The sequence below is a fragment of the Micromonospora sp. FIMYZ51 genome, from assembly GCF_038246755.1.
In the GTDB taxonomy this organism is placed as follows: Bacteria; Actinomycetota; Actinomycetes; order Mycobacteriales; family Micromonosporaceae; genus Micromonospora.
Genome location: NZ_CP134706.1, coordinates 4,603,101 through 4,630,098, shown reverse-complemented (window position 1 = coordinate 4,630,098; position 26,998 = coordinate 4,603,101). Strand labels below are relative to the sequence as shown.

General features: G+C 70.8%; 7 protein-coding genes. All 7 read left to right on the top strand.

The genetic code is table 11. The features are described from left to right. The first annotated feature begins 75 nt into the window (after positions 1 to 75). Complete coding sequence (locus QQG74_RS20680) at positions 76 to 3,366, top strand: hypothetical protein (protein WP_341716422.1); 3,291 nt, start codon at positions 76 to 78, stop codon at positions 3,364 to 3,366. Between the two features lie 668 nt (positions 3,367 to 4,034). After that, complete coding sequence (locus QQG74_RS20675; RefSeq protein ID WP_341716421.1) at positions 4,035 to 4,760, top strand: hypothetical protein; 726 nt, start codon at positions 4,035 to 4,037, stop codon at positions 4,758 to 4,760. Next, positions 4,757 to 7,891, top strand: coding sequence for an AMP-binding protein (locus QQG74_RS20670; protein WP_341716420.1), 3,135 nt, complete (start codon positions 4,757 to 4,759; stop codon positions 7,889 to 7,891). The genes QQG74_RS20675 and QQG74_RS20670 overlap by 4 nt, the downstream gene beginning before the upstream one ends. A gap of 227 nt (positions 7,892 to 8,118) precedes the next feature. After that, positions 8,119 to 9,273: an acyl-CoA dehydrogenase family protein gene (locus QQG74_RS20665; RefSeq protein ID WP_341716419.1), complete on the top strand. Its 1,155-nt coding sequence runs from the start codon at positions 8,119 to 8,121 to the stop codon at positions 9,271 to 9,273. Between the two features lie 58 nt (positions 9,274 to 9,331). Then, positions 9,332 to 15,706 (top strand): MupA/Atu3671 family FMN-dependent luciferase-like monooxygenase, encoded by a 6,375-nt coding sequence (locus QQG74_RS20660; RefSeq protein ID WP_341716418.1) that lies wholly within the window; start codon positions 9,332 to 9,334, stop codon positions 15,704 to 15,706. After that, entirely contained in the window at positions 15,703 to 23,607 is a 7,905-nt protein-coding gene (locus QQG74_RS20655) for an amino acid adenylation domain-containing protein (protein WP_341716417.1), read from the top strand. Before QQG74_RS20660 ends, QQG74_RS20655 begins: the two co-directional genes overlap by 4 nt. Then, positions 23,604 to 26,951 (top strand): amino acid adenylation domain-containing protein, encoded by a 3,348-nt coding sequence (locus QQG74_RS20650; protein WP_341716416.1) that lies wholly within the window; start codon positions 23,604 to 23,606, stop codon positions 26,949 to 26,951. The genes QQG74_RS20655 and QQG74_RS20650 overlap by 4 nt, the downstream gene beginning before the upstream one ends. Positions 26,952 to 26,998 lie beyond the last annotated feature (47 nt).

Sequence of the window (26,998 nt, the reverse complement as noted above, 5' to 3'; positions counted from 1 at the left end):
GTGTCCCTGGTGGACGGCATCACATAGGCTCGAAGACCCGCTGCCGCACGCTTGACCCTCGTGGAGCCAGCAGTCGTGATTCTGGGCAGACGCCGACCGGCCGCGCCGCAAGCAGTGGGCGATGGCGCCGTCTCGGTGGGTGGGGACAACTCCGCGCCGATCACGACAAATGTTTTCCAGTTCACTCGGCTGGACGCCCGGCGGGCGGCGCAACCGGTCTACCTGGAACAGGTGCGACGCATCGTGCCTCCGGAGTTACTTGACCGCGACGCTGAGCTGGCCGAGCTGACAGCCTTCTGCACCGAGCCCGACCGGGGACCGTACGCCTGGTGGCGCGCTGGAGCGTGGGCCGGCAAATCCGCGCTGCTGTCGACGTTCGTGTTGCACCCACCGGCCGCGCTGACCGCCGCTGGTGTGCAGCTCGTGTCGTTCTTCATCACCGCCTGGCAGGCCGGGCAGGACACCCGTGAGTCGTTCACCAAGGCCGTACTCGGCCAGCTGTGCTCGCTGACCGGCAAGGATCTTCCGGCGGTGACGGACGACGGCACACGGGAAATTCTGATGCTCACGCTGCTTCGCGAGGCGGCAGCGGAGCGGCAGGCGGCCGGTGGGAGGCTTGTCCTTATCGTCGATGGCCTGGATGAGGAGCGCGACACCTCCCTCAGCCCGTACGCCAACAGCATCGCCGGGCTGCTGCCGGCTGACCCGCCGCACGGCATGCGGGTCATCGTCGCGGGCCGACCGAATCCGCCCCTTCCCGCCGACGTGCCGGGCTCACATCCGTTGCGCGATCCGACGATCATCTGCCGGCTTGACGCGTCACGGCACGCCGACGACAAGGGGCGGCTCAGCCGGGCCGAACTTCGCCGCATCTTGAAGGGGTCGGACGTCGAGCGGGATCTGCTCGGTCTACTGACCGCCTCGCGCGGCGGTCTTTCCCAGGCCGATCTGCGTGAACTCGCCGGTGCGGAGCTGCTGACCGTCGAGGACGTCCTCCATACCGTGGCCGGTCGGACCTTCACCCGCCGAGGCGGCGTGTGGTCGGCCGAAGCCGACGAGGTCTACCTGCTTGGTCACGAGGAACTCCAGCGGACCGCCGTCGATTATCTCGGCGCGCACCGCCTTGCCGCGTACCGCGAGCGGCTGCATGCGTGGGCTGACACCTATCGCGGTCGCGACGGCGGCACACCGTGGCCGCCACACACCCCCGAATACCTGCTGCGGGACTACCCACGAATGCTTGCCGAGATCGGCGAGATCGATCGGCTGGTCGCACTGGCGACCGATCCCGCCAGGCAGGACCGGATGCTCGATCTCAGTGGCGGAGACGCCGCTGTGCTGAACGAGATTCTCGAGGCACAGAGTCTCATCATGGCCCGGCCGGAGCCGGATCTGGCAGCGCTGGCGCGACTTTCCCGCCACCGGGCTGCCCTCCAGGCGCGTAACGCCGCTATTCCGCCCAACCTGCCAGCGCTGTGGGCGAGGCTCGGTCAACCGGTCCGCGCCGAATCACTCGCGCACAGCATCCCGAACAAGAACAAGCAGGTGCAGGCCCTGGCGGAGACAGCCCGGGCCTGCGCGGTCGCTGGCGACCGGGACAGTGCCGCCCGATGGGCCACCGATGCCGCCCAGGTGGCGCTCACGGTCACCGATCCCGCTGGGCAAGCGAGGGCGTTCGCCGAGGTCACCGGTGCGATGATGGCCGCAGATGATCGGGCGGAGGCGGACAGGTGGGCCCAGGCCGCGCGGCGGGCGGCCATCGAGGTACCCAGATATACCCGCCGTGACGACACACTGGCGGAGATCGCGCGCACGATCGCCATCGCGGGCGCCATCGACCAGGCGGAATTGATCGCCGCCGCCGTGACGGTCCGTAGCCTCCGGTCACAGACGATCGAGGTTGTTTCCCGCATCCGTACGGCCCTCGTTGGCTCTGGCGGGGCGGGCGTAGCGCCGCTGGAATCGGCGGCGGTAACTGCTGGCGACCCGGGCGGAGCTGAAGAGGTGGCCCTTGGCCTGAGCCAGCCAGGTGAGCAAGCGCAGGCGTTTGCGGCGATTGCCCTGGCCGCTGCGGCCGAGGACCACGAGCGCGCCCGGAACCTGGCCATGCAGGCCGAGCGGATCGCTCGCGGCATCTCGAGTTCCACCCGGGATGCCGCGACGCTGGCGGCCCTCGCCCGGGCAGTGGCCATCGCGGGTGACCCCGACCGGGCGGAACGGATCGCCAGCGCAGTGGCCACTCCGGATGGGCGGATCCAGGCACTGTCGGAGGTCGCCACAGCCGCCGCCGGTGACCCCGACCGGGCGGCGCGCATCGCAGGGACGATCCCCGCGGTTCACCGGCGAGCGCTGACCCTCGCGGCGATTGCCGAGACCGTGGCGGGAACAGGTGAACGTACGCGCGCCGCGACGTTGGCCCGGGCAGCTGAGCGGGCCGCACTGACCATCCCGGCGGCGTCCCAGCAGGCGCAGGCGTTGACCGCTGCCGCCCGAGCGGCTGCGCTGGCCGGCGACTGCGAGTACGCGCAGACGATCGTCGGCCGCATACCCGATCCGGCCGATCGGGTGAGCGCATTCGTTGCGGTCGTCCCGGTAGCGCGCCCGGACCGTGCCCTCAGCATGGCGCGCATGGCCGAGGAAGCAGCCCGGACCGTCATCGCCCGTCACCGACGGACCCGAGCCATGGCCCTGGCGGCCAAGGCGCTGGCGTTGGCGGGCGATCAGTCGCGTGGCCGGGAGTTGGCCGCAAGAGCCGCCGGGGAAATTGCTTCCTCTCCGCACGGGCGTCATAAGACATCGGCTTTGATGGATGTTGCAGGTGCTCTCGTCGCTGCCAATGATGTCGACTTCGCCCTTCGGATCGCGGTCACAATGACTCACTCGGGAAATGCGCGGGACATCTTGGCTGAGATAGCCCGCGAATTGGCTGCGGCCGGCTACTGCGACCGTGCCGAGAACGTCATCAACTCCCACCATTTGAACCTTGGCTCAGCAGAGCTGACCGAAATCGCGCGACTGGCTGCGGCCCGGGGCGACAGCGTACGGGCAGAACGGCTCGCGCGCCGCGTTGAGCCGGATTTCGGTGGTCAGGACCGTGCCTTGGCGGCGATTGCCGTGGCCATCGCCTCCCACGACCCACAACGAGCGGAAGCCGTGGCCGCCACGATCGCTGAACCGGACCGGCGTGCCGAGACGCTTGCGGAGATCGCTCATGTCGTGGGATTACCGGCGGGCCGACACCTCTACGCGCAGGCATTCATCCTTGGGTCGTGGCTGACTCCGCTTCCGACGCTAGCCGAACTGGAACCCGGCCTGGTCCTGCGAATTACCCAGGATTTCGGCGACAGTCCACCGCCTACCCCGTGACATCGAGCCGGCGATTCCCGCGCCGCACATACCCGTCACCGGCGGTGCCGCGTCGATCCGTATCTCGGAAGGACTGACGCCGATATGGCAGCCGTCGCCCGCCCGACGGGGCGGAGCTGACTGACTGGAGTCCGTCCGGGGTGGTCCCCGCCCCCGCGATGGTCGGCGGTGGCTGCGGGTGTCGGCCATGTGCGTAGGGTGTTCGCGTCGATCCGCTGCGTGTCGACCGTCGATCGGCGCTGGCCTGGTCCGTCGCCCGGATCCGTTCGTCGATCTTCGCCACCCCTTGCGCTCGCATCGAAGTTTGCTACTTTGGTAGGCGGGATCAATGGACGAAATCGGACTCCGGTTTCGCCCGATGCCCAACACGGGGTGTGTATGAAACGGGGATCTAATGGATTATTGTGCTCGCCTGCATCCGACTCTTTGTTGTGTCGATGAGGCTGTATTCATTTCAGCTGTCCGCTAGCTGATCTTTTCGTCTTCCCTCACATTCTGAGGGAGTCGTCTGCCGCGCGCCTGCCTGCGGTGTGTCCTGCCTTGGCGCGGTTCCTGCTTGGTGAAGCGATTTTGCGCGCCCATGCAATCGGAGGATTCTTGTGGCAATACTTGTTTGTCAACGTCAGGGTTGTGCCCGCGACGACCGGGGTGACACACTCGGCGGTCGTATGGCGGAGGACGGACTGCGCGTCTGCGCCGAGTGTCGACGTGGCTTCGAACGGGACCTGACGGCGCTTCCCGAGCTTTACGGCTTGTGCGAGAAAGTGCTCGCCACGCCGGTGTCGAAGGGCGAACGGGTCACCCGATCCCCGGGTTACGGGATATCGCTGAATCTCATCGCAGTCGACGCTCGTGACCTCGTTCGCGCCCGCCTGTCGTCCTGGGCCGACCTGGTGGTCGACGAGCGCGAGTGCACGCCGCCAGAGCGTACTATCCCGGCTTTGTCGGGGTTCCTGCTGCGGCACACCCGGTGGCTCTGCGCGCACAGTGCGGCCTCCGACGCGGTCTGCGAGATCGCGGAGACCGCCGCGGAGGCGCGCAGCGCGGCCTACCCGCGCTGGAGCCGGAAGTTCCGCGTCGGAGGGTGTGTCGAGCCCGGGTGCGGCGGTCACCTGTTCGCGGTGATCCGGTCGAACGACCGGCTGCTCCCCAGTGAGGTCCGCTGCGAGGCCAACCCTGAGCACGTCTGGCCCGCCCACCAGTGGCGCGAGTTGGACCGTCGGGTGAACAGCATCGGCGCGGCCCGGTGGCTGACCGTCGCGGAGGTCGCGCAGCTGTGGAAACTCTCCACGAGCAATGTGTACCGCCTCGCCTCGGTGCACAACTGGCGCCGGCGGGTGAGCGGCCGGCGGGTGTTCTACTACGAGCACGACGTCGTCGAGTCCGTAGGATGACCGCCCGCGAGCTGGCGGGCCTCGGTTCGGTGCTGCCGCCGACGCCCGATTCGGATCCGTACCGGTTCGGCGAGCGGATCGAACGAATCATCGAGTTCCACGCCCACCGGGATCCGGATGCCGAAGCGCTCACGCAGTCCGGCGTGACCCTGACCTACGGGGAACTGGTTGAGCGGGCACAGGCGGTCGCCCGCGGCCTGCGCGACGCCGGGGTGCGTCCGGAGCATTGTGTCCCGGTCATCATCGAACGATCCCCGGACTGCGTGGTCGCGCTGCTGGGCGTACTCACCGCGGGCGCCGCGTACGCCGCGCTGGATCCCGGGTGGCCGGCGGCGCGGCTGCGGGATGTCATCAGCGGTACTCGTTCACCTGTGGTGATCACGCCTGACACGGTGCCCGACCTGCTGATGTCGCAGGGCGGTACCGACCTGCCGCCGCTTACCGACGGCACGGCGGCGGCGTCGGTGTTCTACACCTCGGGGTCCACTGGACGGCCCAAGGGGGTGCTGTCACCGCATCGCGGGACGATCCGCACGACCGTGGACTGCCCGGCAATCCCGCTTGGCGGTGACACGGTGTTCCTCCAGTCCGTGGCGCTGCCCTGGGACGTCCATTCCTTCGAGTTGTGGGGACCGTTGCTCAACGGTGGTCGATGCGTACTGCTCGATCGCGGCCGGCAGTTCCTGGACGCCGACCTGCTGCGGGCAGCGATCGACGGCGGGGTGAACACACTCTGGCTGACCAGTTCGCTGTTCAACGTGTTCGCCGAGGAGTGTCCCGAACTCTTCCGGCGGATCCGGCTGCTCGTGGTGGGCGGGGAACGGGTATCTCCTGGCCACGTGCGCGCGGTGTTCACCGAGGCGCCGGGGCTACGCGTGGTCAACGGCTACGGGCCCGCGGAAAACACGATCTTCACCACGACCCACGTCATCCGGCCCGACGAGGTGGCCGACGGCGTGACGGACATCCCGATCGGGCGGCCCGTACCCCGTACGCTGGTCAAGATCCTCGAAAGCGGTGAACTCGCGGTCGGCGGCGACGGCCTCGCGCTCGGCTATCTCGGTGACGAGGAGGAGACGGCGCGGCGGTTCTTCGAGGCCGACGGCGTGCGTTTCTACCGGACGGGTGATCTCGTCGAGCTGGACGAACACGGACAGCTGCGCTACCGCGGCCGGGCGGATCGCCAGTTCAAGATCCGTGGCGTCCGGATCGAGCCGGGTGAGGTCGAGACGGTGCTGGAGGGCCATCCCGGCGTCGCCTCCGCATTCGTGTCGCCGCTGCCTGCTGGCGACGGTGCTCCGCCGGTGCTGGGATGCCTCTACACCACCGTCGACGGTGGACCGCCGGACGAGCCGGCCCTGCGCGACTACGCCGAGCGAATGCTGATCTCCGCCATGGTGCCCACCCGGCTGCGCCGGATCGACCGGCTGCCGCTCAACGCCAACGGGAAGGTGGATCCGGCAGCCGCCGTCTCGTCGCTTGTCGAACCGCGCGCGGAGGGCCGAGACGAGCCGGCCGCGGTGCCTTCCGCCACCACGCAGGGCGGTGCGGATGACCGGGAGGATCTTGTCGGCGTCGCCCGGCGACTGCTCCGGGACGACCGACTCACCTACACCGACGATCTGCTCGCGGCGGGTGCCACCTCACTGGACGCCGTTCGGCTGGCGGCCAGGATCGCGGCACACACCGGCGCCCGGGTGACGGCCGCGGATGTCTACCGGCGGCGGTCGTTGGAGCGGATCCTGGCCGACTGCGCCGGGTCGCCCGGGATACCGGAGATCGTCGACGCTGCCGCCGCGAACGCTGCCGCCGCGAACGCCGCCACTGCGGATGCCGGTCCGAAAGACGGTCCGCTCTCGCACGCGCAGCAGCGGTTCTGGCTGGCGGAGACCATGACTCCCGGCAATCCCGACAATCTGGTCGTACTCTGCTACGAACTGGTCGGTCCGCTGGACCTGACGGCCCTGGCCGAGGCTTTCGTGGACGTCGTCCGACATCATCCGGTCCTGCGCACGACCTATCCGGAGCTGGACGCGCATCTGCCGGTACAGCGGGTGATTCCGGTGGAGGAGGTGGCGCCGATCGTGCGAGTACCTGCACCGCCCGGGAATCGTGGCGCGGAGTCCGTGGCGCAGCAGCTCACCGCAGACTGGTGGCTCGCCGACCTCGACCTGGCCACGGAGCTGTCCGTGCGGGCCAGGGTCTGCCGGATCGCGGAGGATCGACACCTGCTGGCGTTGCGGGTGCACCATATCGCGTTCGACGGATGGTCGGAGACGATCTTCGTGCGGGATCTCGGCCGGGCGTACCGGGCGCGAGCGGTGGGTGCGGCTGCGCAGTTGGGGGTCCAGCACAGCTACATCGGCTACGCCAACTGGGAACGGCGGCAGCTCGACCGGTGGCGTGAAGTGGACCTGCCGTACTGGCAGGTCCGGTTGGGTGAAGAGATCGCACCGTTCCTACCCCGGCCGACCGGCACCGTCACGGCGCAGCGGCGGGAACTGACGCACGTGGTGGATCCCGGCACGGTGGCGAGCCTGCTGTCGGTGGCCGGTCGATGCGGCGTGCCGCCCTCCACCACGCTGCTGAGCGCCGCGGCGTCGGCACTGGCCCGGACGTTCGATGTGCAGCGGCTCTGTCTGGGCACGGTCAGCGGCGGGCGAGTGGACCCGGCCAGCGAGGCGTTGGTCGGCTATCTGGTCAATCCGCTGGCGATCCCGCTGCGCGGGATCCAGCGCGCCGACCCGATCGAGCGGTTGCGCATCGCGGGCGGTGAGCTGGTCGGTGCGCTGGAGCACGCGGGCCTGCCCTTCGACGAACTGGTCAGCCGGCTCGGGCCGGAGCGTGGGCGGCATCCCTGGTTCCAGGCATGGGTGGTGCTCCAGGCAGCGCCACCGGCCGGTTGGTTCGGAGACGAGGTGCGGCTGCGGCCGATCCGGATCCGGCCGCCGCGTACCTCCCGGGAGCTGACCATCGAGGCGATCCCGGACCACGCCGGACGGTGGACAGTAGTCATCGCCTGGCGCGACGACGGTCTCGACGCGGAGACCGCCTCGACACTGCGCGAACAGTTGATCTCGGAGCTGTCCGCGCTGGCCGCGGCGGGTCATGCCGGTGCCGGGCGACCGTGAGATCCAGCGAACGAGAACGTCTTGACTCAGCGACGGATTGCTAAGAGGATGAAATCCACGTTGCGCGATTCTGCGTTGAGCCGAGCCGATCAGGCCGAGGTCCGCGATCGCGATTCTCCTTCCCCGCGCCGTTCAGTGCGGTCTTCCCGGGACGTCGCTAGCCGACAACACCAGGAGCCCGCTACCGCAACCTGGCGCGCCCGTCGTCCGAACGACAGGTGGTGCGAATGATCGTCGAACTGAGCCCGGAGCAGCGCTCGGCCTGGGACCGCTTCAGGGCCTTCGCCGACAAGGAGGTCGCGCCGTACGCGGCGGAGTTCGACCAGGAGGAGGCGATCTCCGACCGGGTCGTGCGTTCGCTCGCAGAGGCCGGTCACCTTGCCGCGCCGGTGGCCGCGCGACACGGCGGTGGTGGTCTGGACTGGGTGGCGTACGGCCTGCTCACCGAGGAGTTGGGTCGCGCATGCCAGAACATCCGCAACTTCGTCGCGGTCGAGGACATGGTGGCGCACTCGATCGAGCGGTGGGGCGAGCCGACCCAGCGGGAACGCTGGATCGGCCCGATCCGGCGTGGCGAGAAGGTGGCCGCGTTCGCCCTCACCGAACCGGGCGTCGGCAGTGACGCCGGAGCCATCGAGGCGCTCGCCGAAAAAACCACCGTGGCGGGGGCGACCGGGTTCACGCTGCGCGGCGTGAAGAAGTGGATAAGTTACGCGCAGCTCGCCGACCTGTTCCTCGTCTTCGCCAAGCTCGACGGGCAGCACACCGCGTTCCTCGTCGAGCGGGACAACCCCGGCCTGACCGTGACGCCGATCCGCGGCCTGCTCGGCCTGCGCGGCTCGATGCTCGGCGAGGTGGTGTTGGACGACTGCCGGGTGCCGGCCGACGCCATGATCGGCCGGCCCGGGATGGGACTGACCTTCGTCGCCTCCGCCGCGTTGGATCTCGGCCGCTACAGCACCGCCTGGGGCTCGGTGGGTCTGGCATACGCGTGCCTGGACGCATCGGTGCGCTACGCCGACGAGCGAGAGCAGTACGGCGTACCGATCAGTGACCATCAGCTGGTCCGCCGGATGCTCGCCGACATGGTCACCGACATCACCGCCACTCGGCTGCTCTGCCACGAGGCCGGTGTGGCGAAGGAGCACGGCTCCTCGGACGCGGTGAACCTCACGCTGATGGCGAAGTACCGCGCATCGGTGCTGGCCAACCGCTCGGCCGACGACGCGGTGCAGATCCACGGCGCCGCCGGGGTGGGCGCGCAGGCGCAGGTTCAGCGCCACTACCGGGACGCAAAGGTGATGGAGATCATCGAAGGCACCACGCAGATCCAGCAGTCCCTGCTGGGCAGGTACGCCGGCCAGGTGATCCGGCGCCGGTGAACCGGCGCGACCGGCACGGGTTGCCAAGCTGACCTTCGGACACGAGAGGGCGCGTGTGATGCACGCTCAACCGACCCTGCCCGCACACACCGAATCGCTTGTGGACCTGCTGCGGTGGCGCACCACCGAGCAGCCGGACCACACCGCGTACACCTTTGTCGCCGGCGACGACGAGCGAAGCTGGACCTACGCGGACCTCGACGCCCGGGCCCGACAGGTCGCCGCCGCGCTGCGCCGACGCTGCGCGCCCGGCGACCGGGTGGTGCTGATCCTCCCCCCAGGACTCGACTACGTCGCGGCCTTCTTCGGCTGTCTGTACACCGGCACGATCGCCGTGCCGGTGTACCCGCCGCAGGGCTCGGGTCTGGTACGCAGCCTGGGCCGGCTGGCGGGGATCGTCGCCGACGCGCGGCCGACCGTGGCGCTGACCGTCGACGCGGTCGCGACGCAGCGTGCCGATTTCGCCCGGACGAACGAACTTCTCGGCATGCTGGACTGGATCTCGGTGGATCTCCTGCCACCGGCTGGTCCGGACGACGAGCCGATGCCGGCCACCCGCGATGACCTTGCCTTCCTCCAGTACACCAGCGGCTCGACCGGCGCTCCGAAGGGAGTGATGGTCAGCCACGGGAACCTGCTGCACAACGGCGCCGACATCGAACGGTTCTTCGGACTCACCCCGACCAGCAAGAGCGTGATCTGGCTGCCGCCGTACCACGACATGGGGCTGATCGGTGGCATCCTTCAGCCGCTCTACACCGGCTACCAGACGGTGTTGATGTCGCCGACGGAGTTCGCGCGGCGACCGCTGCGGTGGCTGCGCGCCATCGCGGACCATCGGGCATCGGTAAGCGGCGGGCCCAATTTCGCGTACGAACTGTGTGTCCGCAAGATCACGCCGGATCAGCTGGTGGGGCTGGACCTGAGTTGCTGGACGGTGGCGTTCAACGGCGCAGAGCCAGTGCGCGCCGACGTGATGACGGCGTTTGCGGAGTTGGTGGCGGACACCGGGTTCCGCCCGGAGGCGTTCCACCCGTGCTATGGACTGGCCGAGGCGACCCTCATCGTGACGGGCGGAAGCCCGAAGAGCGGACCGGTCCTGCGTCAGCCGGACGATCCGGCGCGCGAACCGATTGTCGGTTGCGGCCGTCCGGCGCCCGGCCAGCGCCTGGCCATTGTCGACCCGGACACCCGGCTGCGCCGGCCCGACGGCGAGGTGGGCGAGATCTGGGTGGCCGGGCCGAGCGTGGCGCGCGGTTACTGGCAGCAGCCGGCAGCCACGGCTGAGACGTTCCACGGGCGGATCGCCGACACCGACGACGGCCCGTACCTGCGCACCGGAGACCTGGGTCGGGTGCTCGACGGCGATCTGTACGTCACTGGCCGGATCAAGGATCTGATCATCCAGAACGGCGTGAACCACTACCCGCAGGATCTGGAATACAGCGCCTTCCGGGCGCATCCGGCGCTGCGGCCCAACGGCGGCGCCTGCTTCTCTGTCGTGGTTGACGGCCGCGAGCGCCTCGTGGTGACCCATGAGGCGGACCGCCCGAACCGGGCAGCCGACGTGGACGAGATCGCCGCTGCCGTCCGCGCCGCGCTCGGCACGGAACACCTGGTCCAGCCGTACGCCTTCGTGCTTGTCAAACCGGGCCGGCTACCGAGAACCTCCAGCGGCAAGATCCAGCGGCACGCGGCCCGGGCGCAGTACGCCGAGGGCACGCTACCCGCGCTCGCCGCCCGGACCTTCGCCGGCCCGGATCCGGTCGGGTCGGCGTCGTCGGCCACCCTGGGCGAGCCCGCCACCGGCGTCGCCGGTCCGCCCGGCTCGGTCGAAGAGTTCCTGCGCGAGCGAATCGCTTCCCGGACCGGCGTCGCGCCAGCCGCGCTGGACCTCGGGCTGCCCGGCCCGGCGCTCGGCCTGGACTCTCTCGGCATGCTGGAGCTTCAGCACGAGGTGGAGCAGGCATTCGGGGTCCCGGTGGAGCTGGAGGCGTGGCACGACACGCCGGTCGCCGAGCTGTCCGCCGCCGTGACCGCACGCCGTTCGGCCGTCCGGGAGTCCACGACCGGTTCCTCCGTCGAGCCGGACGCGCTCACGCCCGGCGAGCGGGGGCTGTGGTATCTGGACCGGATCACCGGCTGCGGTGCCGCGTACAACATGGCAGGTGCCGTACGCCTGCCGGTCGACGTGGATCATGACGCATTGCGTCGCGCCGTCGAGGCGCTGGCCCGCCGCCATCCGGCGCTGCGGACCTCGCTGCCGCTGCGCGACGGGCAACCGGTGCGCCACGTCGCCGCAGAGCCCGAGTTGCAGCTGACGGTCGAACCGCCGGTCGACCGGTCGCCCCAGGCCCTGACGGAGCACCTGGCTGAGCTGGTCGCCGAGCCGTTCGACCTGACCACCGGCCCGCTGATCCGGGTGCGGCTGGTCACGGGGCAGCTGAGCGGCCCCGTGCTGCTGGTGGTCATGCACCATGTGATCGGCGACTTCTGGTCCATGTCCCTGCTGGTCGACGAACTTGCCCGGTGCTATGCCGCCGACCGGCGCGGCATCGACCCCGCGCTGCCCCCGGCCGGTGGCTACTCGGATTTCGTCGCGAGGCAGCGCGAATACCTGGACGGGCCGACCGGCACGGCCAGCGCGGAGTTCTGGCGGCAGCAGCTCGGCGGGCGGCTGCCCGTGCTGGACTTGCCCACCGACCGTCCCCGGCCGCCGGTGCAGACGTACCGTGGCGACTGCCACGACTTCGTCCTCGCCCCTGAGCTACTCGACCGGCTGGTGGCGTTGGCGCGCAGCCAGGGCACCACCCTCTACACGACGCTGCTGTGCGCGTTTCAGGTGTTGCTGTACCGCTACAGCGGACAGACCGACATCCTGGTCGCCACGCCCACCTTCGGCCGCAGCAGCCCGTCGCTTGTCAACACCGTGGGCTACCTGGTCAACCCGGTGGTCATGCGCGGTGATCTCGGCGGCGCGCCGACGTTCCGCGACCTGCTCGGCCGGCTCTCGAACACCGTCGCGGCAGCGCTGCGGCACCAGGACTACCCGTTCGGTCTGGTGGCCGAGCAGGTGCAGGCGGTGCGGGATCCGGCCCGGTCGCCGGTCTTCCAGGTGATGTTCATCCACCACCAGACGCCGTCGCGGCTGCCGGACGGTTTCGGCTCGGTGGCCGTTGGTCATGCCACTCGCCCGTTCACGATCGACGGGTTGCGGCTGGAACCCGTCGCGGTGCCGCAGCGGACGGCCCAGTTCGACCTCACCATGATCGTCGCCGAGGATCCGGACGGGTTGGTCGCGCGGATCCAGTTCAACGCCGACCTGTTCGACCGGAGCAGCATCGCCGACCTGGCGGACAACTTCGGCACGCTGGTGCGGGAGATCACGGGGGATCCGGACCGCGCCATCGAGGAACTGCCGCTGCTCGATGTGGCCAAGCGGGAGCGGATGGTGCGCGGCTGGAACGATACCGCCGTGGTCGGCCCTCCCGAGAGGTGCATCCACGAGGTGATCGCCACTGCGGGCGCACCGGACGCGGTGGCGGTCGCCTTCCGGTCCACCCGGCTCAGCTATGCGGAGTTGACCGAGCGCTCCGACCGGCTGGCGCGCGAACTGGCCGACCACGGCGTCGGTCCGGAGACCCGGGTGGCCCTCTGCCTGGACCGCTCGCCGGAATTGATCATCGCGATGCTCGGCATCCTCAAGGCGGGCGGCGCCTACGTGCCCCTCGACCCCACGCACCCGCGAGCTCGGATCGACATGGTGATCGCCGACGCCCGGCCCGCGCTGGTGATCACCCGCCGGCCGGTGAGCGACGTGGTGGCAGAGGCCGGCGTGCCGCTGCTCGACATCGACGAGGTCCTCGCCACGCCGGACCGGCGCGTCGGTGGCGTGAGCAGCGGAGTTCGTCCGGACAATGCCGCCTACCTGCTGTACACATCCGGTTCCACAGGCGTGCCCAAGGGCGTGGTGGTCAGCCACCGCAATGTCGGCAACTTCTTCCTGGCGATGGACGAGCGGGTGGGCTGCGGGCCCGATGACACGATGCTCGCGGTGACGAATGTCGGGTTCGACATTTCCGTCCTCGAGTTGCTGTGGACGCTGGCCCGGGGCGCGCGGGTGGTGCTGGCCGAGGAGACGTTCCGGCAGCGCGCGGTGGCCGCGCGGAGCCGGCCGGTCGACTTCAGCCTGTTCTACTTCGCCAGCACCGACACCGCGGCGGAGCCGACCACCGACCGGTACGGCCTGGTCTTCGAGGGTGCCCGGTTTGCCGACGCGCACGGATTCGCCGCCATCTGGACGCCCGAGCGGCACTTCCACGAGTTCGGCGGGTTGTACCCGAACCCGTCGGTGCTTTCGGCGGCCGTCGCCGCGCTCACCGGCAACATCGCGGTACGCGCCGGCAGCGTGGTGCTGCCGCTGCACTCACCGGTCCGGGTCGCCGAGGAGTGGGCACTTGTGGACAACATCTCCGGCGGCCGGGTCGGCGTGGCATTCGCCTCCGGCTGGCACGCCGACGACTTCGTCTTCTTCCCCGAGCGGTACCCCGACCGCAAGGAGCGGATGTTCCAGGACATCGAGACGGTGCACCGGCTCTGGCGGGGCGAGGCGGTATCGCTGCCCGGTGGCTCCGGCACGCCGGTGCAGGTCCGAATCCATCCCGCGCCGATTCAGCCGGCGCTGCCCACCTGGATCACCGCGGCCGGTAGCCCGGAGACCTTCAGCCGGGCCGGGGCACTTGGTGCCAATGTGCTCACGCACCTGCTCGGTCAGAGCGTCGAGCAGGTCGCCGGCAACATCCGCCGATACCGGGAGGCGCGGGCGGCGCACGGGCACGACCCGGCGGGCGGGACGGTGACCCTGATGCTGCACACGTTCCTCGGCGAGGACAGCGCCGCGGTGCGGGACGCGGTCCGCGAGCCGTTCACTCGCTACCTGCGCTCCTCGGTGGGACTCATCGAGAACCTGGTGCGTAGCTTGCAGTTGCCGGTCGACCTGGCGGGCATGAGCGAAACCGATCTGGACGACCTGCTGAACTTCGCGTTCAACCGGTACTACGACACGAGCGCGCTGTTCGGCACCCCCGACGCCGTCCGGCCACTTGTCGATCGCTGCGTCGAGGCCGGGGTCGACGAGATCGCCTGTCTGGTGGACTTCGGCCTGCCACGGGACCAGGTGCTGGCCGGGCTGCCGCTGCTCGCCCGGGTACGTGAGCAGACCAACCTCGCGCTGGCCGAACCGACCGCCGCCACGCTGGCCGAGCAGGTAGCCCAGTGGCAGCCGACGCTGTTGCAGGCCACGCCGTCCGCGATGCAGATGATCACCCTGGACGACGCGGCCATGGCTCAGCTGACCTGCCTGCGTGCCCTGCTGGTCGGGGGCGAGGCGTTGCCTCCCGCCCTGGCCGCCAGACTCCGTCGGGACCTGCCCGCCCGGCTGTTCAACATGTACGGCCCCACGGAGACCACCGTGTGGTCGGCGGTCCACGAGGTGACCGAGGTGGCCGGCGCGGTTCCGCTCGGGCGGCCGGTCGCCAACACGCAGATCTACCTGGTGGACGAGATGATGCGCCTGGTGCCCCGGGGCGTGCCGGGCGAACTGGTGATCGGTGGGGCCGGCGTGTCGCGCGGCTACTGGGGTCGGCCGGCGGTCACCGCCGAGCGGTTCGTGCCGGACCCCTTCGGCACGGTCCCCGGCGGCCGCCTGTATCGCACCGGTGACCTGGCCCGCTACGGCTCCGATGGCCGACTGGAGTTCCTTGGCCGGCTCGACCGCCAGGTCAAGGTACGCGGACACCGCATCGAACTCGGGGACATCGAGGCCGCGCTCACGGCCCGACCGGACATCCGGGAGGCGGCGGTCGTGGCCCGTCCGGACGCGGGCGGGGGTGTCGGCCTGTTGGCGTACGTCGTGGCCGCAGACGATGCCCGGCCCACCGACCGGGAGGTACGGCGCGACCTGCGCGACCGGCTCCCTCAACCGCTGATCCCGATGGGGGTCGTGGTGCTGCCCGACCTGCCCCGAACGGTGAACGGCAAGGTCGACACGGCTGCTCTGGCCGCCCGGGAGTGGTCCGCCGCCGGTGGCGGCGGACAGGCGGCACCCGTCACCGACCTGGAACGGGACATCGCCGCAGTCTGGAGCGAGGTGTTGCAGGTCGACTCGGTGGGGCTGCACGACAACTTCTTCGATCTGGGCGGACACTCGATCCTGATGGTGCAGGTGCACGATCGGTTGCAACGCACGGTCGGCGGTGACCTGCCGCTGATCAAGCTGCTGGAGCATCCGACGGTCAGCTCGCTCGCCGCGTACCTCAGCGACACCGGCACGTCCCGTCGCGTGGCGGCGTTCTCGGCCAGCGCCGAACGGGCTCACCGGCAGCGCGACAGCCGGCGGCGCCCGCGCCGAGCCGGCGGAAGGGACCGGGCATGACAAGCGTGCCCCCGGTGCCAGAGGACAACGCCGCGGACATCGCCGTCGTGGGACTCGCGTGCCGGTTCCCCGGCGCCGACGACGTCGAGACGTTCTGGACCAACCTGTGTGCCGGCGTGGAGTCGATCCGCAACTTCGATCCGGCGGAACTGGCCGCGCTGGGGGTGCCGCCGGAGATCGTCGGCGCGCCGAACTTCGTACCTGCCGGGGCGCCCATCGAGGGCGTGGACAGCTTCGACCACCGCTTCTGGGGTTACTCCCCGCGCGAGGCGGCGCTGCTCGACCCGCAGCAACGCCACTTCCTGGAAACGGCATGGGCGGCGATCGAACATGCCGGGTACCACCCGGCCGACCATCCCGGGATGATCGGCGTGTACGCCGGCATGGGGCTGAGCACCTACCTGCTCTACACGTTGCTCAACCATCCCGAGGTCGGCGAGAGTGATGCGCAGTTGGCGATGCTCGGCAACGACAAGGATTTCCTCAGCAGCCGGGTCTCGTACCATCTCGACCTGCGCGGTCCGAGCATGGCCGTGCAGACCGGCTGCTCGACCTCGCTGGTCGCCACCCACCTGGCCTGCGAGGCGCTGCTGAGCTACCAGTGCGACCTCGCGCTGGCCGGTGGTAGCAGCATGGTGATGCCCGAGCGCACCGGCTACCTGCACGTTCCGGGCGGCACCGCGTCGTCTGACGGCCGGTGTCGGGCCTTCGACGCGGCTGGCGACGGCACCGTTTTCGGCTCCGGGGCCGGGGTGGTCGTCCTCAAGCGACTCGCCGACGCCCTCGACGACGGTGACACCGTCTACGCGGTCATCAAGGGCTCCGCGGTGAACAGTGACGGCGCGAACCGCGTCGGCTTCACCGCGCCCAGCCTGGAGGGCCAGGCCGAGGTGGTGCTGCGGGCTCAGGCAGTGGCCGGAGTGGACCCTGCGACGGTCTCCTACATCGAGGCCCATGGCACCGGGACCAAGCTCGGTGACCCGGTGGAGGTGGCGGCGCTGACCGAGGTCTTCCGGCGTGACACTGAACGGATCGGCTTCTGCGCACTGGGCTCGGTCAAGACCAACATCGGTCACCTGGACGCTGCCGCCGGTGTTGCCGGTCTGATCAAGACCGTGCTGGCGCTGCACCATCGCCGGATCCCACCCTCACTGAACTTCTCCACCCCGAACCCGCAGATCGACTTCGCCTCCAGCCCGTTCTACGTGAACACCTCGTTGGTCGACTGGCCCGCCGACGGCACCCCGCGCCGGGCCGGGGTCAGCGCGTTCGGGTTCGGCGGCACCAACGCCCACGTGGTGCTGGAGGAGGCGCCGGGGCAGCCGTCGTCCGGTCCGTCCGACGCGCCGGACCGGCCGCAGGTGCTGGTGCTGTCCGCCAAATCGGCGGCGGCCCTGGACGCGATGAGCAATCGGCTCGCCGACCACCTCGGCCGGCATCCCGAACTTCAGCTGGCGGATGTCGCGCACACCCTGCAAAGCGGGCGCGGGCGATTCGACCACCGGCGCGCACTGGTGTGCCGGGAGCCCGCCGCGGCGGTCGCCGCGCTGGCCGGCTCCGCCGAGGGCGGCGCGCACGACAGGGTGGACTCGCGGCAGGAGACGCCGGTCGCCTTCCTCTTCGCCGGGCTGGGCGACCAGTACCCGGGCATGGGGCGTGAGTTGTACCGGACCGAACCGGTGTTCCGGGCCGCGGTCGACGAGTGCTGTGCCGTGCTCGACCCGCTGCTGGGTCCGGACTTCCGGCGCGAACTGGCGGTGCATCCCGACGTCGCGCCGCCCGCCCGGCGAACGGGTCTGGACCTGCGTGCCATGGTGCGCGGCACCGGGTCCCACGGCGGACTGCACGGCACCGCGCTGGCTCACTCGGCGCTTTTCGTCGTCGAGTACGCCTTGGCCCAGCTGTGGCGGTCGCTCGGGGTACGGCCTACCGCGGTGCTCGGGCACAGCCTCGGCGAGTACGTCGCCGCTACGGTGGCCGGCGTATTCGGGCTGGTGGAGGCGCTTACCGTCGTGGTGGCACGGGCACGGCTGTTCGAGCGGACGCCGCCCGGCGCGATGCTGGCCGTGCCGCTGAGCCGGGAGCGCACGGCCCTGCACCTCGATGGCTCGCTCTCCGTTGCGCTGGTCAACGGACCGACGCTGACCGTGGTCTCCGGCCTGCCCGAGGAGATCGACCGGTTGGCTGGGCGCCTGACCGAGCAGCGGATCTCGGTCCGTCGGCTGGCCGCCGAGCGGGCCTTCCACTCTCCGCTGGTCGCGGGCGTCGCCGGGCCGTTGGCGGAGATCGTGGCCGGGGTGTCGCTCGCCGCACCGCAGATTCCTCTGGTATCGAACGTGACAGGTACCTGGATGACCGCCGAGCAGGCGACCGACCCGGCGTACTGGGCTCGGCACAGCGTCAGCACCGTCCGCTTCGCGGATGGGCTCGCCACGCTGTGCGCCGATCCCGATCGCGCGCTTGTGGAGGTGGGACCGGGGCAGTCGTTGAGCGCGCTGGCCGCCGAACATCTGGCGGCGGCCGGCCCCGACGGGCAGCCGGTGATCGTGCCCTCCCTGCCGGCCGCGTACGACCGGCGCCATCCGGACGAGCCGGCCCACCTGCTCGATGGCGCGGCAAAACTGTGGAGCGCCGGCGTGCCGGTGAACTTCGCCGGTACGAGCGAGCGCGGTGCACGCCGTCGGGTGGGCCTGCCCACGTACCCCTTCGAGCGGCAGCGGTGCCGCTTTGAGCCGGCTGCCGCCAGTCCCGTCCGGGCGTCGGTGCCCGGTCGGGTGAACGACCCCGACGCCTGGCTGCTGGCGCCATCGTGGCGGTCGGTTCCGATGCCGCCGCCGGCCGGGCCCTGGTGCGATGCGGAGCATTGGCTGATCTTCGCGCCGAGCGGTCCGGGGCACGGACTGACTGCCGACCTGGTCGAGCGAGCGGTGGCCGCCGGGCATCGGGTCAGCCTGGTGGAGCCGGCGCCGGCCGGGGCCAGGTCCGGCGTCGAGCGGCTGCCCGAGGGTGGCTACCGGATCGATCCGGAGGACCTCGCGGCGTATCCCGCGCTGCTGGCCGAGGTCGCCGGCGACGGTAGGCCCACGCGGGTGCTGCACATGTGGAGCCTGCGTGACCCGGACGCCGCTGCGCATCCCAGGTCGTACGGCATGCACAGCCTGCTGTGGCTGGCCCGGGCGCTGGCTCAGCCGGGCGACCGACCGGCGGTGGACCTGTGGGTGATCACCTCCGGTCTGGCCCGGATCGAGCGGGCGGACGTGCCGCGCGCAATGGCGTCGACGCTGCTCGGCGCGGCCAAGTGCGTGCCGCAGGAGTACGAAGGCATCGGCGTGCACTGCGTCGACGTCACGCCCGAGGAGACGGCCGGGCCTGCTGCCGGAGTCCTCGCCGGACGGCTGCTCGACGTCATCGCCGAGCCAACTGCGGAGCGGCTGCTCGCGTACCGTGGCTCGCGGCGGTGGGTGCCGACCTTCGAGCCGCTCACCCTGGGATCGGCGCGCGACCCACTGCGCCCGGACGCGGCGTACGTGATCACCGGTGGGCTGGGTGGCATCGGCCTCGACCTGGCTGACCACCTGACTGGGCAATCGGTCGCGGTCGCGCTCGTCGGCCGGTCCGGGTTGCCGGCCGAGGGGGAGTGGGATGAGCTGCTGCGCCGGCACGGCGACGCCGACCCCACTGGGCGTCGGATCGCGCGGGTGCGGGCGATGCGGGCTCGCGGCGCCCGGGTCGAGGTGATCCAGGCCGACGTGGCCGACCCTGAGCAGATCGAGGCCGCGTTCGCGGCGGTCGAACAGCGCTTGGGACCGATCGCCGGGGTGTTTCACGCCGCTGGCGTCGTCGGCGGGCCGGCCTTCGCCCCGATCGACTCGGTCGACGCTCCCTGGCTCGACGGCGTGCTGCGGGCCAAGGTGGAGGGCACCCGTGCTCTCGCCCGGGCGCTGGCTGACCGGGCACCGGATTTCGTGCTGCTGTTCTCCTCGAACGCCGCCGTGCTCGGTGGCCTCGGCACCTCCGCGTACACGGCGGGCAGCGTGTACCTGGACACGTTCGCGCAGGCGATGGCCGATCGACCCGGGCCACGCTGGATCAGCGTGGACCTGGAGGACTGGATCCCGGAGGGCGGCATGGCACGCCCCACCACCAGCGTCACCCGCTACGGGATAGGCGTCGCCGACGGGGTCCGGCTGCTCTGCCGGATCGCCGAGAGCGCGGATCCCGGCGTGGTCACGATCGTCACCGGCGATCTGGAGGAACGGCTGGACCGCTGGATCCGCCATCCGGAGGGGGCCCGGCGCGCCCCGAGCGCGGCCGGCGGCCCACGGCAACCCCGCCCGGTCCTGGGCACGGAGTATGTCGAGCCGAGCGATGACGTCGAGCGGGCGATCGCGACCATCTGGGCGGACATGCTCGGCCTGGACCGTGTGGGACGCGACGACGACTTCTACGAGTTGGGCGGCCACTCGCTGCTGGCCACGCAGATCGTTTCCCGCGCCCGTGCGGCGCTGGGGGGTGAGCTGTCCCTGCTGAACCTGCTCCAGTCGCCGACCGTGGCAGGGCTGGCCGAGCGGGTACGGGAGGGTGCCGACGGGCCGAGCAGCAGTGCGGCTGGCCCTGATCCCGTCCCGCTTGTGGACCGGGACGGGCCAATTCCACTCTCGTACGGCCAGCAACGTTTCTGGATCATCGACCAGTTGGCACCGGGCAATCCCGCGTACAACATCCCTGACGTGGTGCGGATCAAGGGGCCACTGGAGCCCGGTCCGCTGCGCCGGTCGGTCGACGCGGTGGTGGCCCGGCACGAGGCACTGCGTACCTCCTTCGGTGTGGACGACGAGGGCCGGCCGGTGCAGCGGGTCGCCCCGTCGGTCTCCGTTGCGATGCCGGTCACCGACCTGCGGCACCTGCCGGCCGCAGAGCGCCGGCGGCGCTCGGAGGAACTGGCGCTGGCCGAGGCCACCCGGCCGTTCGACCTGAGCCGGCCACCGTTGTTGCGCACCGCGCTGCTGCGCGTCGACGAGCAGGAGCACCTGCTGCTCCTGACCATGCACCACAGCGTCTCGGACGCCTGGTCCACAGGTGTTCTGGTCGCCGAACTCGGCACTCACTACGCCCGCGAGCTGGGCGTGTCCACCGAGCCGCCCCCGGCGCTGCCGGTGCAGTATGCCGACTACTCGGCATGGCAACGCGCCCAACTGCGCGGCGACAAGCTGGACCGGCTGGTGGCGTACTGGCGCGCTGCGTTGGCCGGTGCGCCGCCGCTTGTGGAGTTCCCACCGGACCGTCCCCGGCCGACGGCCCAGAGCTTCGCTGGGTCGGCCATCCCGCTGACCCTGCCCAGGTCGCTGCTTGACGAGTTGCGGCAGCTGGGCGCGGAGGCGGGTGCCACCCTGTTCATGACGCTGCTGACCGGCTTCACGTACCTGCTGCACCGCTACTCGGGCGAGTCGGACGTCGTGGTCGGCTCGCCGATCGCCGGGCGGACGCATCCCGATGTCGAAAACCTGATCGGGGTCTTCGTCAACATGCTGGCGTTGCGGACGCAGGTCGAGCCCGACCTGTCGTTCCGCGCGTTGCTGGGCCGGGTGCGGCAGACGACCCTGGCTGCGTACGCCCACCAGGAGCTGCCGTTCGAGCTGGTGGTGGAGGCGGTCGCACCGGAACGCAGCCTCGGCCACAGCCAGATCTTCCAGAACGTGCTCGTGTTGCAGAACGCGCCACTGCCGCCGCTTGAACTGGCGGGATTGCGCCTGGAGCAGGTGCCGATGCCGGTGGTCAACGCCAAGTTCGATCTGATGGTCATGCTCCGCGAGACGGCCGACGGTGCCGTCGGCATGATCGAGTACTCCAGCGACCTGTTCACTGCGGAGACGGTGGGCCGCATCGGCGCGCATTTCACCGAGTTGCTGAACCGGGCCGTGACAGAACCGGACCGGCCGCTCGGCGAGTTGGACGTGTTGTCCGCGGGCGAACGCGCCCTGGTGACCGGCGCCTGGGCACACGGTCCGGCCGGCTGCACCGGTCCGGCCACGTTGCCGGAGCTGTTCCGCGAGCGGGCACTGGCCGGATGGGACCGCACGGCGCTGCGCTGCGCGGGCGATCCGTCGGCCACGCTGACGTTCGGCCAGGTCGAGCAGCGATCCAATCAGCTCGCCCGGGAGTTGTGTCGCCGCGGCATCGGCACCGAGTCGCGGGTGGCGGTGTGCGTCGAGCGGTCCCCGGACACCGTGGTGCTGCTACTCGGCATCCTCAAGGCCGGGGCGGCATATGTGCCCCTGGACCCGGGCTATCCCCGGCAGCGGCTGCGGTTCGTCGTCACCGACGCCGCTGTCGACCTGGCGGTGGTGGCCACGGAGCACCGGGAACGGCTGGGTCCGGTGCCCGCGCCCGTGGTCAGCCTCGACGAACTCTGGCGCTCCTGCGCGGAGCGGGATCCGTCTCCTCTGGGCCTGCGGATCGACCCGACGTGGCCGGCGTATCTGCTCTACACCTCCGGGTCCACCGGCACCCCGAAGGGCGTGGTGGGCCTGCACGGCGGGATGGTCAACCGGCTGACGTGGATGTGGCGCGAGTTCCCGTTCCGCGGCCCCGAAGTGCTCTGCCACAAGACCTCGCTGAGTTTCCTCGACTCCTTCTGGGAGATCTTCGGACCGCTGTGCCACGGCGTGCCGCTCGTGGTGTTGCCCCAGCGTTTGGTGGCCGACGTGCCGGCGCTGGTCAGCACGCTCGGCGAACACCGAGTGACCCGGCTCGTGCTGGTGCCGTCGCTACTGCGGGTCATCCTCGACACCGTGCCGGACCTCGCCGACGTCGTACCGGAGCTGGACCTCTGGGTCAGCAGCGGCGAGCCACTCACGGCCGACCTCGTCGCGGCGTTCCATGCGGCGCTGCCCGGCCGCCGACTTGTCAATCTGTACGGCGCGTCGGAGATCTCCGCCGACGTGACCTGGCACCTGGCGACACCGGCCGACGCCGATGCCGGGCGGGTGCCACTCGGCCGTCCGATCGCGGGCACCTGCGTCTACCTGCTCGACGGACTGCTGCGACCGGTGCCGCCCGGTGTGCCCGGCGAACTCCATGTCGGCGGGCTGCCGCTCGGCCGTGGCTATGTGGGTCGTCCTGACTTGACGGCGGAGCGTTTCGTGCCCGACCCCTTCTCCGACCGGCCGGGCGATCGCCTGTACCGCACGGGCGACCTGGGCAGGTTCCGGGCCGACGGAGTGCTGGAGTACCTGGGCCGGGCCGACCACCAGGTCAAGATCCGTGGTTTCCGGGTGGAGCCCGCTGAGGTGGAACGCGCGTTGTGCGCGCATCCAGCCGTCAGCGACGCCGTGGTCGTCGCCGACGGCGAGATCCTGGTGGCCCACCACGTGACGGATCCGGACCGGGCGGTGGACCCGGAGGAGTTACGCGAACACCTGAGCCACCGGCTGCCGCCGTACATGGTCCCGACCGTGTTCGTCGGGTGCCAGCGGTTGCCGTTGACACCAAGCGGAAAGGTCGACCGGCTCGCCCTGGCCCGGGCGGAGCGCCAGCCACAGGCGCGGACCATCCCACTCGTGGCGCCGCGCGACGACGCGGAACGCGCGCTTGCCGACCTGTGGCGGGAAACGCTTGGCATCGACGGTCCGGTCGGGGTGCACGACAACTTCTGGGCCGTGGGCGGCTACTCGCTGCTCGCGACGAGGTTCGTGGTGCTGGTCCGGGAGACCTTCGGTGCCGCGTTGCCGCTGGAGCGGTTCTTCACCGCGCCCACCATCGCCGGTGTGGCGGCGGCGCTGCGCGCCGATCCGGAGGCCGGACCGGAGCTGGACGAACGTGCGGCGCTTGTGTTGCAGGTGGCCGCACTGTCCGAGGAGGAGCTCGATCGGCTCCTCGCCGAGCCAGGGGGGCGACAATGAACGATGCCGGGTTGGCCGGCCGGCGACGCGACGCGCTGCGCCGTCTGCTGGCCGAGCGTGGGCTTCGCGATGGGGCCGAGGCACCGATCGAGCCGCATCCGGACCGGCGCGCCGCGCCCCTGTCGTACCCGCAACACCAGCTGTGGTTGTTCGAGCAGATGTTTCCGGGCACCGGCGCCTACAACGTACCGGCCGCGGTCCGTCTCACCGGTCCGCTGGATGTGGCGGCGCTCCAGGCGGCCCTGGACGCCGCGGTGGCCCGGCACGGCGTGCTGCGGGCGACCTTCGCGCTCGTCGACGGTCAACCGGAGCAGCGCTTCGGGGACCAGCGGGGGCAGGGGTGCCCGATCCGCCGGCACGACCTGACGGGCGAGCCGGCGACGGACCGGGAGGAGCGGGCTCGCGCCCTGGCCACCACGCTGGCCTCCCGGCGCTTCGATCTCGTGGCCGGCCCGCTCGTCGAGGCGCACCTCATCGCGATGGCGCCGGCGGACCACGTGCTGCTGCTGACCATGCACCACCTGGTCGGGGACGCCTGGAGCTGGGGCGTGCTGCTGCACGAGACGGCGGCCGGCTACGAAAAGATACGCGGCGGTGACCGCCCCAGCGGCGATCATCCTGCCGCGCACTACGGGGACGTGGCGCGCTGGCAGCGGAATCGGGTCGAGACACCGGAGCTGCGTGACCAGCTGTCGTACTGGCGGGAGCGACTGGCTGGCTCGCCGCCGCCGCTGCAACTGCCCACCGACCGTCCGCGCCCGGCCGTACCCGCCTTCAACGGCGGGGTCGTGGATCTCGACTTTGGCGAGGACGTGGTGCGCGGCCTACGGCGGCTGGCCAGCGGGCAGGGCACCTCGCTGTTCGTCGCTCTGCTGGCCGCCCTGGACGTGCTGCTGTACCGCTATACCGGGGCCTCGGACATCACGGTGGCCACGTCGGTGGCCAACCGAGGACATCCGCAGACCGAACGGATGGTCGGCCTGTTCGTCAACACGGTGCTGCTACGCGCCCGGGTCACCGGTCGGCTCACCTACCGGGAGTTGCTCCGACAGGTCGGCGCCGGTACGGCCGAGGCGTTGGCCCACCAAGAGGTGCCGTTCGAGAAGGTCGTGGAGACGCTGCGCGCACACCGGGCCGCCGGTGGTGCCGCGGCACACTTCCTCGTCATGTGCACCATGCGCGCCGCTCCGACACTTCCGAGCATGGGGGACCTGCGGCTGACCGACTTCCCGGTCCACAACGGCACCAGCAAGCGGGATCTCACGCTCAACCTGGTGGAGCAGGGCGACCGGGTGAGCGGCCAGTTGGAGTACGACACGGCGCTGTTCGACCGGGACACCATCGTGCGCCTGGCGGATCACCTGCGCCGGCTGTGCGCGGCGGCGGTGGCCGCACCGGACACGCCGGTCGCGAGGTTGCCGATGCTGGGCGACGCTGACCGGCGGGCGATCGCCGACCTGGCTGGTCCCTCGGCGAGCTGGCCGGACGGTGGGACGTGCGTGCACGAGCTGTTCGCCGCGCAGGCGGCCCGGACGCCGGACGCGATCGCGGTACGCGCCGAGGATGCCCGACTGACCTTCGCCGAGCTGGACCGGCTGGCGAATCGGCTCGCTCACCTGCTTCAGCAGCGTGGGGTCGGGCCCGAACACCCGGTCGGCGTTTGTGTGGACCGGTCTCCGGCGCTGGCGGTCGCCGTGCTGGGAACGCTGAAGGCTGGCGGCGCGTACGTGCCGATCGACCCGGCGGAGCCCGCCGCCCGTCGGACCGCGATCCTGCGCGAGGCCGGCGCGACCGTCCTCGTCCACACTCCCGCGATCGAACCACCTGCCGGGGTGGACGCGATCGAGTTGAACCGTTCGTGGCTGGCCGCGACGGCACCGCCGGCCGCCCCGCCCACCGGCCGGGCGGCCGAGCCGACCAACGCCGCCTACATCCTGTTCACCTCCGGCTCCACCGGCGCGCCGAAGGGGGTGGTCGTCGAGCACCGACAGTTGGTCAACTACACCCTCGGGATACTGGACCGGCTGGGTGTCACCGAGCCACTCAGCTACGCGATGGTGCAGCCGCTGACGGTCGACTCGTGCCTCACCATGCTGGTGCCACCGTTGATCACCGGCGGCGTGCTGCACCTGATCAGCCGGGAGCGGGCCCTCGACGCGGACGCCCTGGCCGACTACCTGGTCGAGCACCGGGTCGACTGCCTGAAGATCGCGCCTTCGCATCTCAAAGCCCTGCTCGGCGCGGGCCGGAAGGCGGACCTGCTGCCCCGGCGGCACCTGGTCGTCGGCGGCGAGGCGTCGAACTGGGCCTGGCTGCGTGAGGTGGCCGCGATGGGGACGTGCCAGGTGGAGAACCACTACGGCCCCACCGAGACAACCGTCGGCGTGTTCACGTACCGGGTCACGGACCGGCAGCCGGACACGGCCGGCACACCACTGGGACGACCACTGGCCAACACTGGTGGGCAGGTGCTCGACCACGACGGACAGCCGGTGCCGATCGGTGTTCCCGGCGAGCTGTACGTCAGCGGCGCCAACGTCGCGCGCGGCTATCTGCGGCGCCCCGACCTGACGGCGGCGGCGTTCGTGCCTGACCCGCACGCCGGGGCCGGCGGTGATCGGCTGTCCGGCGGTCGGCTGTACCGGACCGGTGACGTGGTGCGGATCCGGCCCGACGGCGGGCTGGAGTTTCTCGGCCGGCGCGACGACCAGGTGAAGATTCGCGGCTTCCGGATCGAGTTGGGCGAGATCGAGAGTGTGCTGACCAGCTCGTCACTGGTACGCGAGGCGGCGGTCGTGGTGCGCAGGGACCGGCGTGCCGAGCCGCGGATCATCGCGTACGTCGTCGGTGCCGAGGAGAACATGGCCGACGGCGCGCTCCTGGAGTTCCTGCGCGAGCGGTTGCCGCCGCACATGGTGCCGGCTGCGGTGGTGCCCCTGGCCGCACTGCCGCTCTCCGCGCACGGCAAGGTGGAGCGGGACGCCCTGCCACCACCGCCGGACCACGCGGGGCCGATCACCGATCCCCGGGACGAGACCGAGCGGGCGGTCGCCGCTATCTGGTGCGATCTGCTGGACGCCGAACGGGTCGGCATCGACCAGAACTTCTTCGACCTCGGGGGTGACTCGCTGTTGCTGATCACGCTGCATCAGCGGCTCTGGTCCGAGGTCGGCCTCCAGGTGGAGCTGATCGAGTTGTTCCGGTCCACCACAGTGCGTGCGCAGGCTGCGCTGAAGGGGGCCGCCGCTCGGACCGACGGCGTCGACCGGGCGATCGAGCGAGGCCGGTTGCAGCATCGGCAGCTGCGCCGCCGACAGGGCGCCCAATCGGAACGCCGACCGTGACGACCCTCTTGACAACTACGCGATCGAGCTAAGAGGATTCTTTTCAC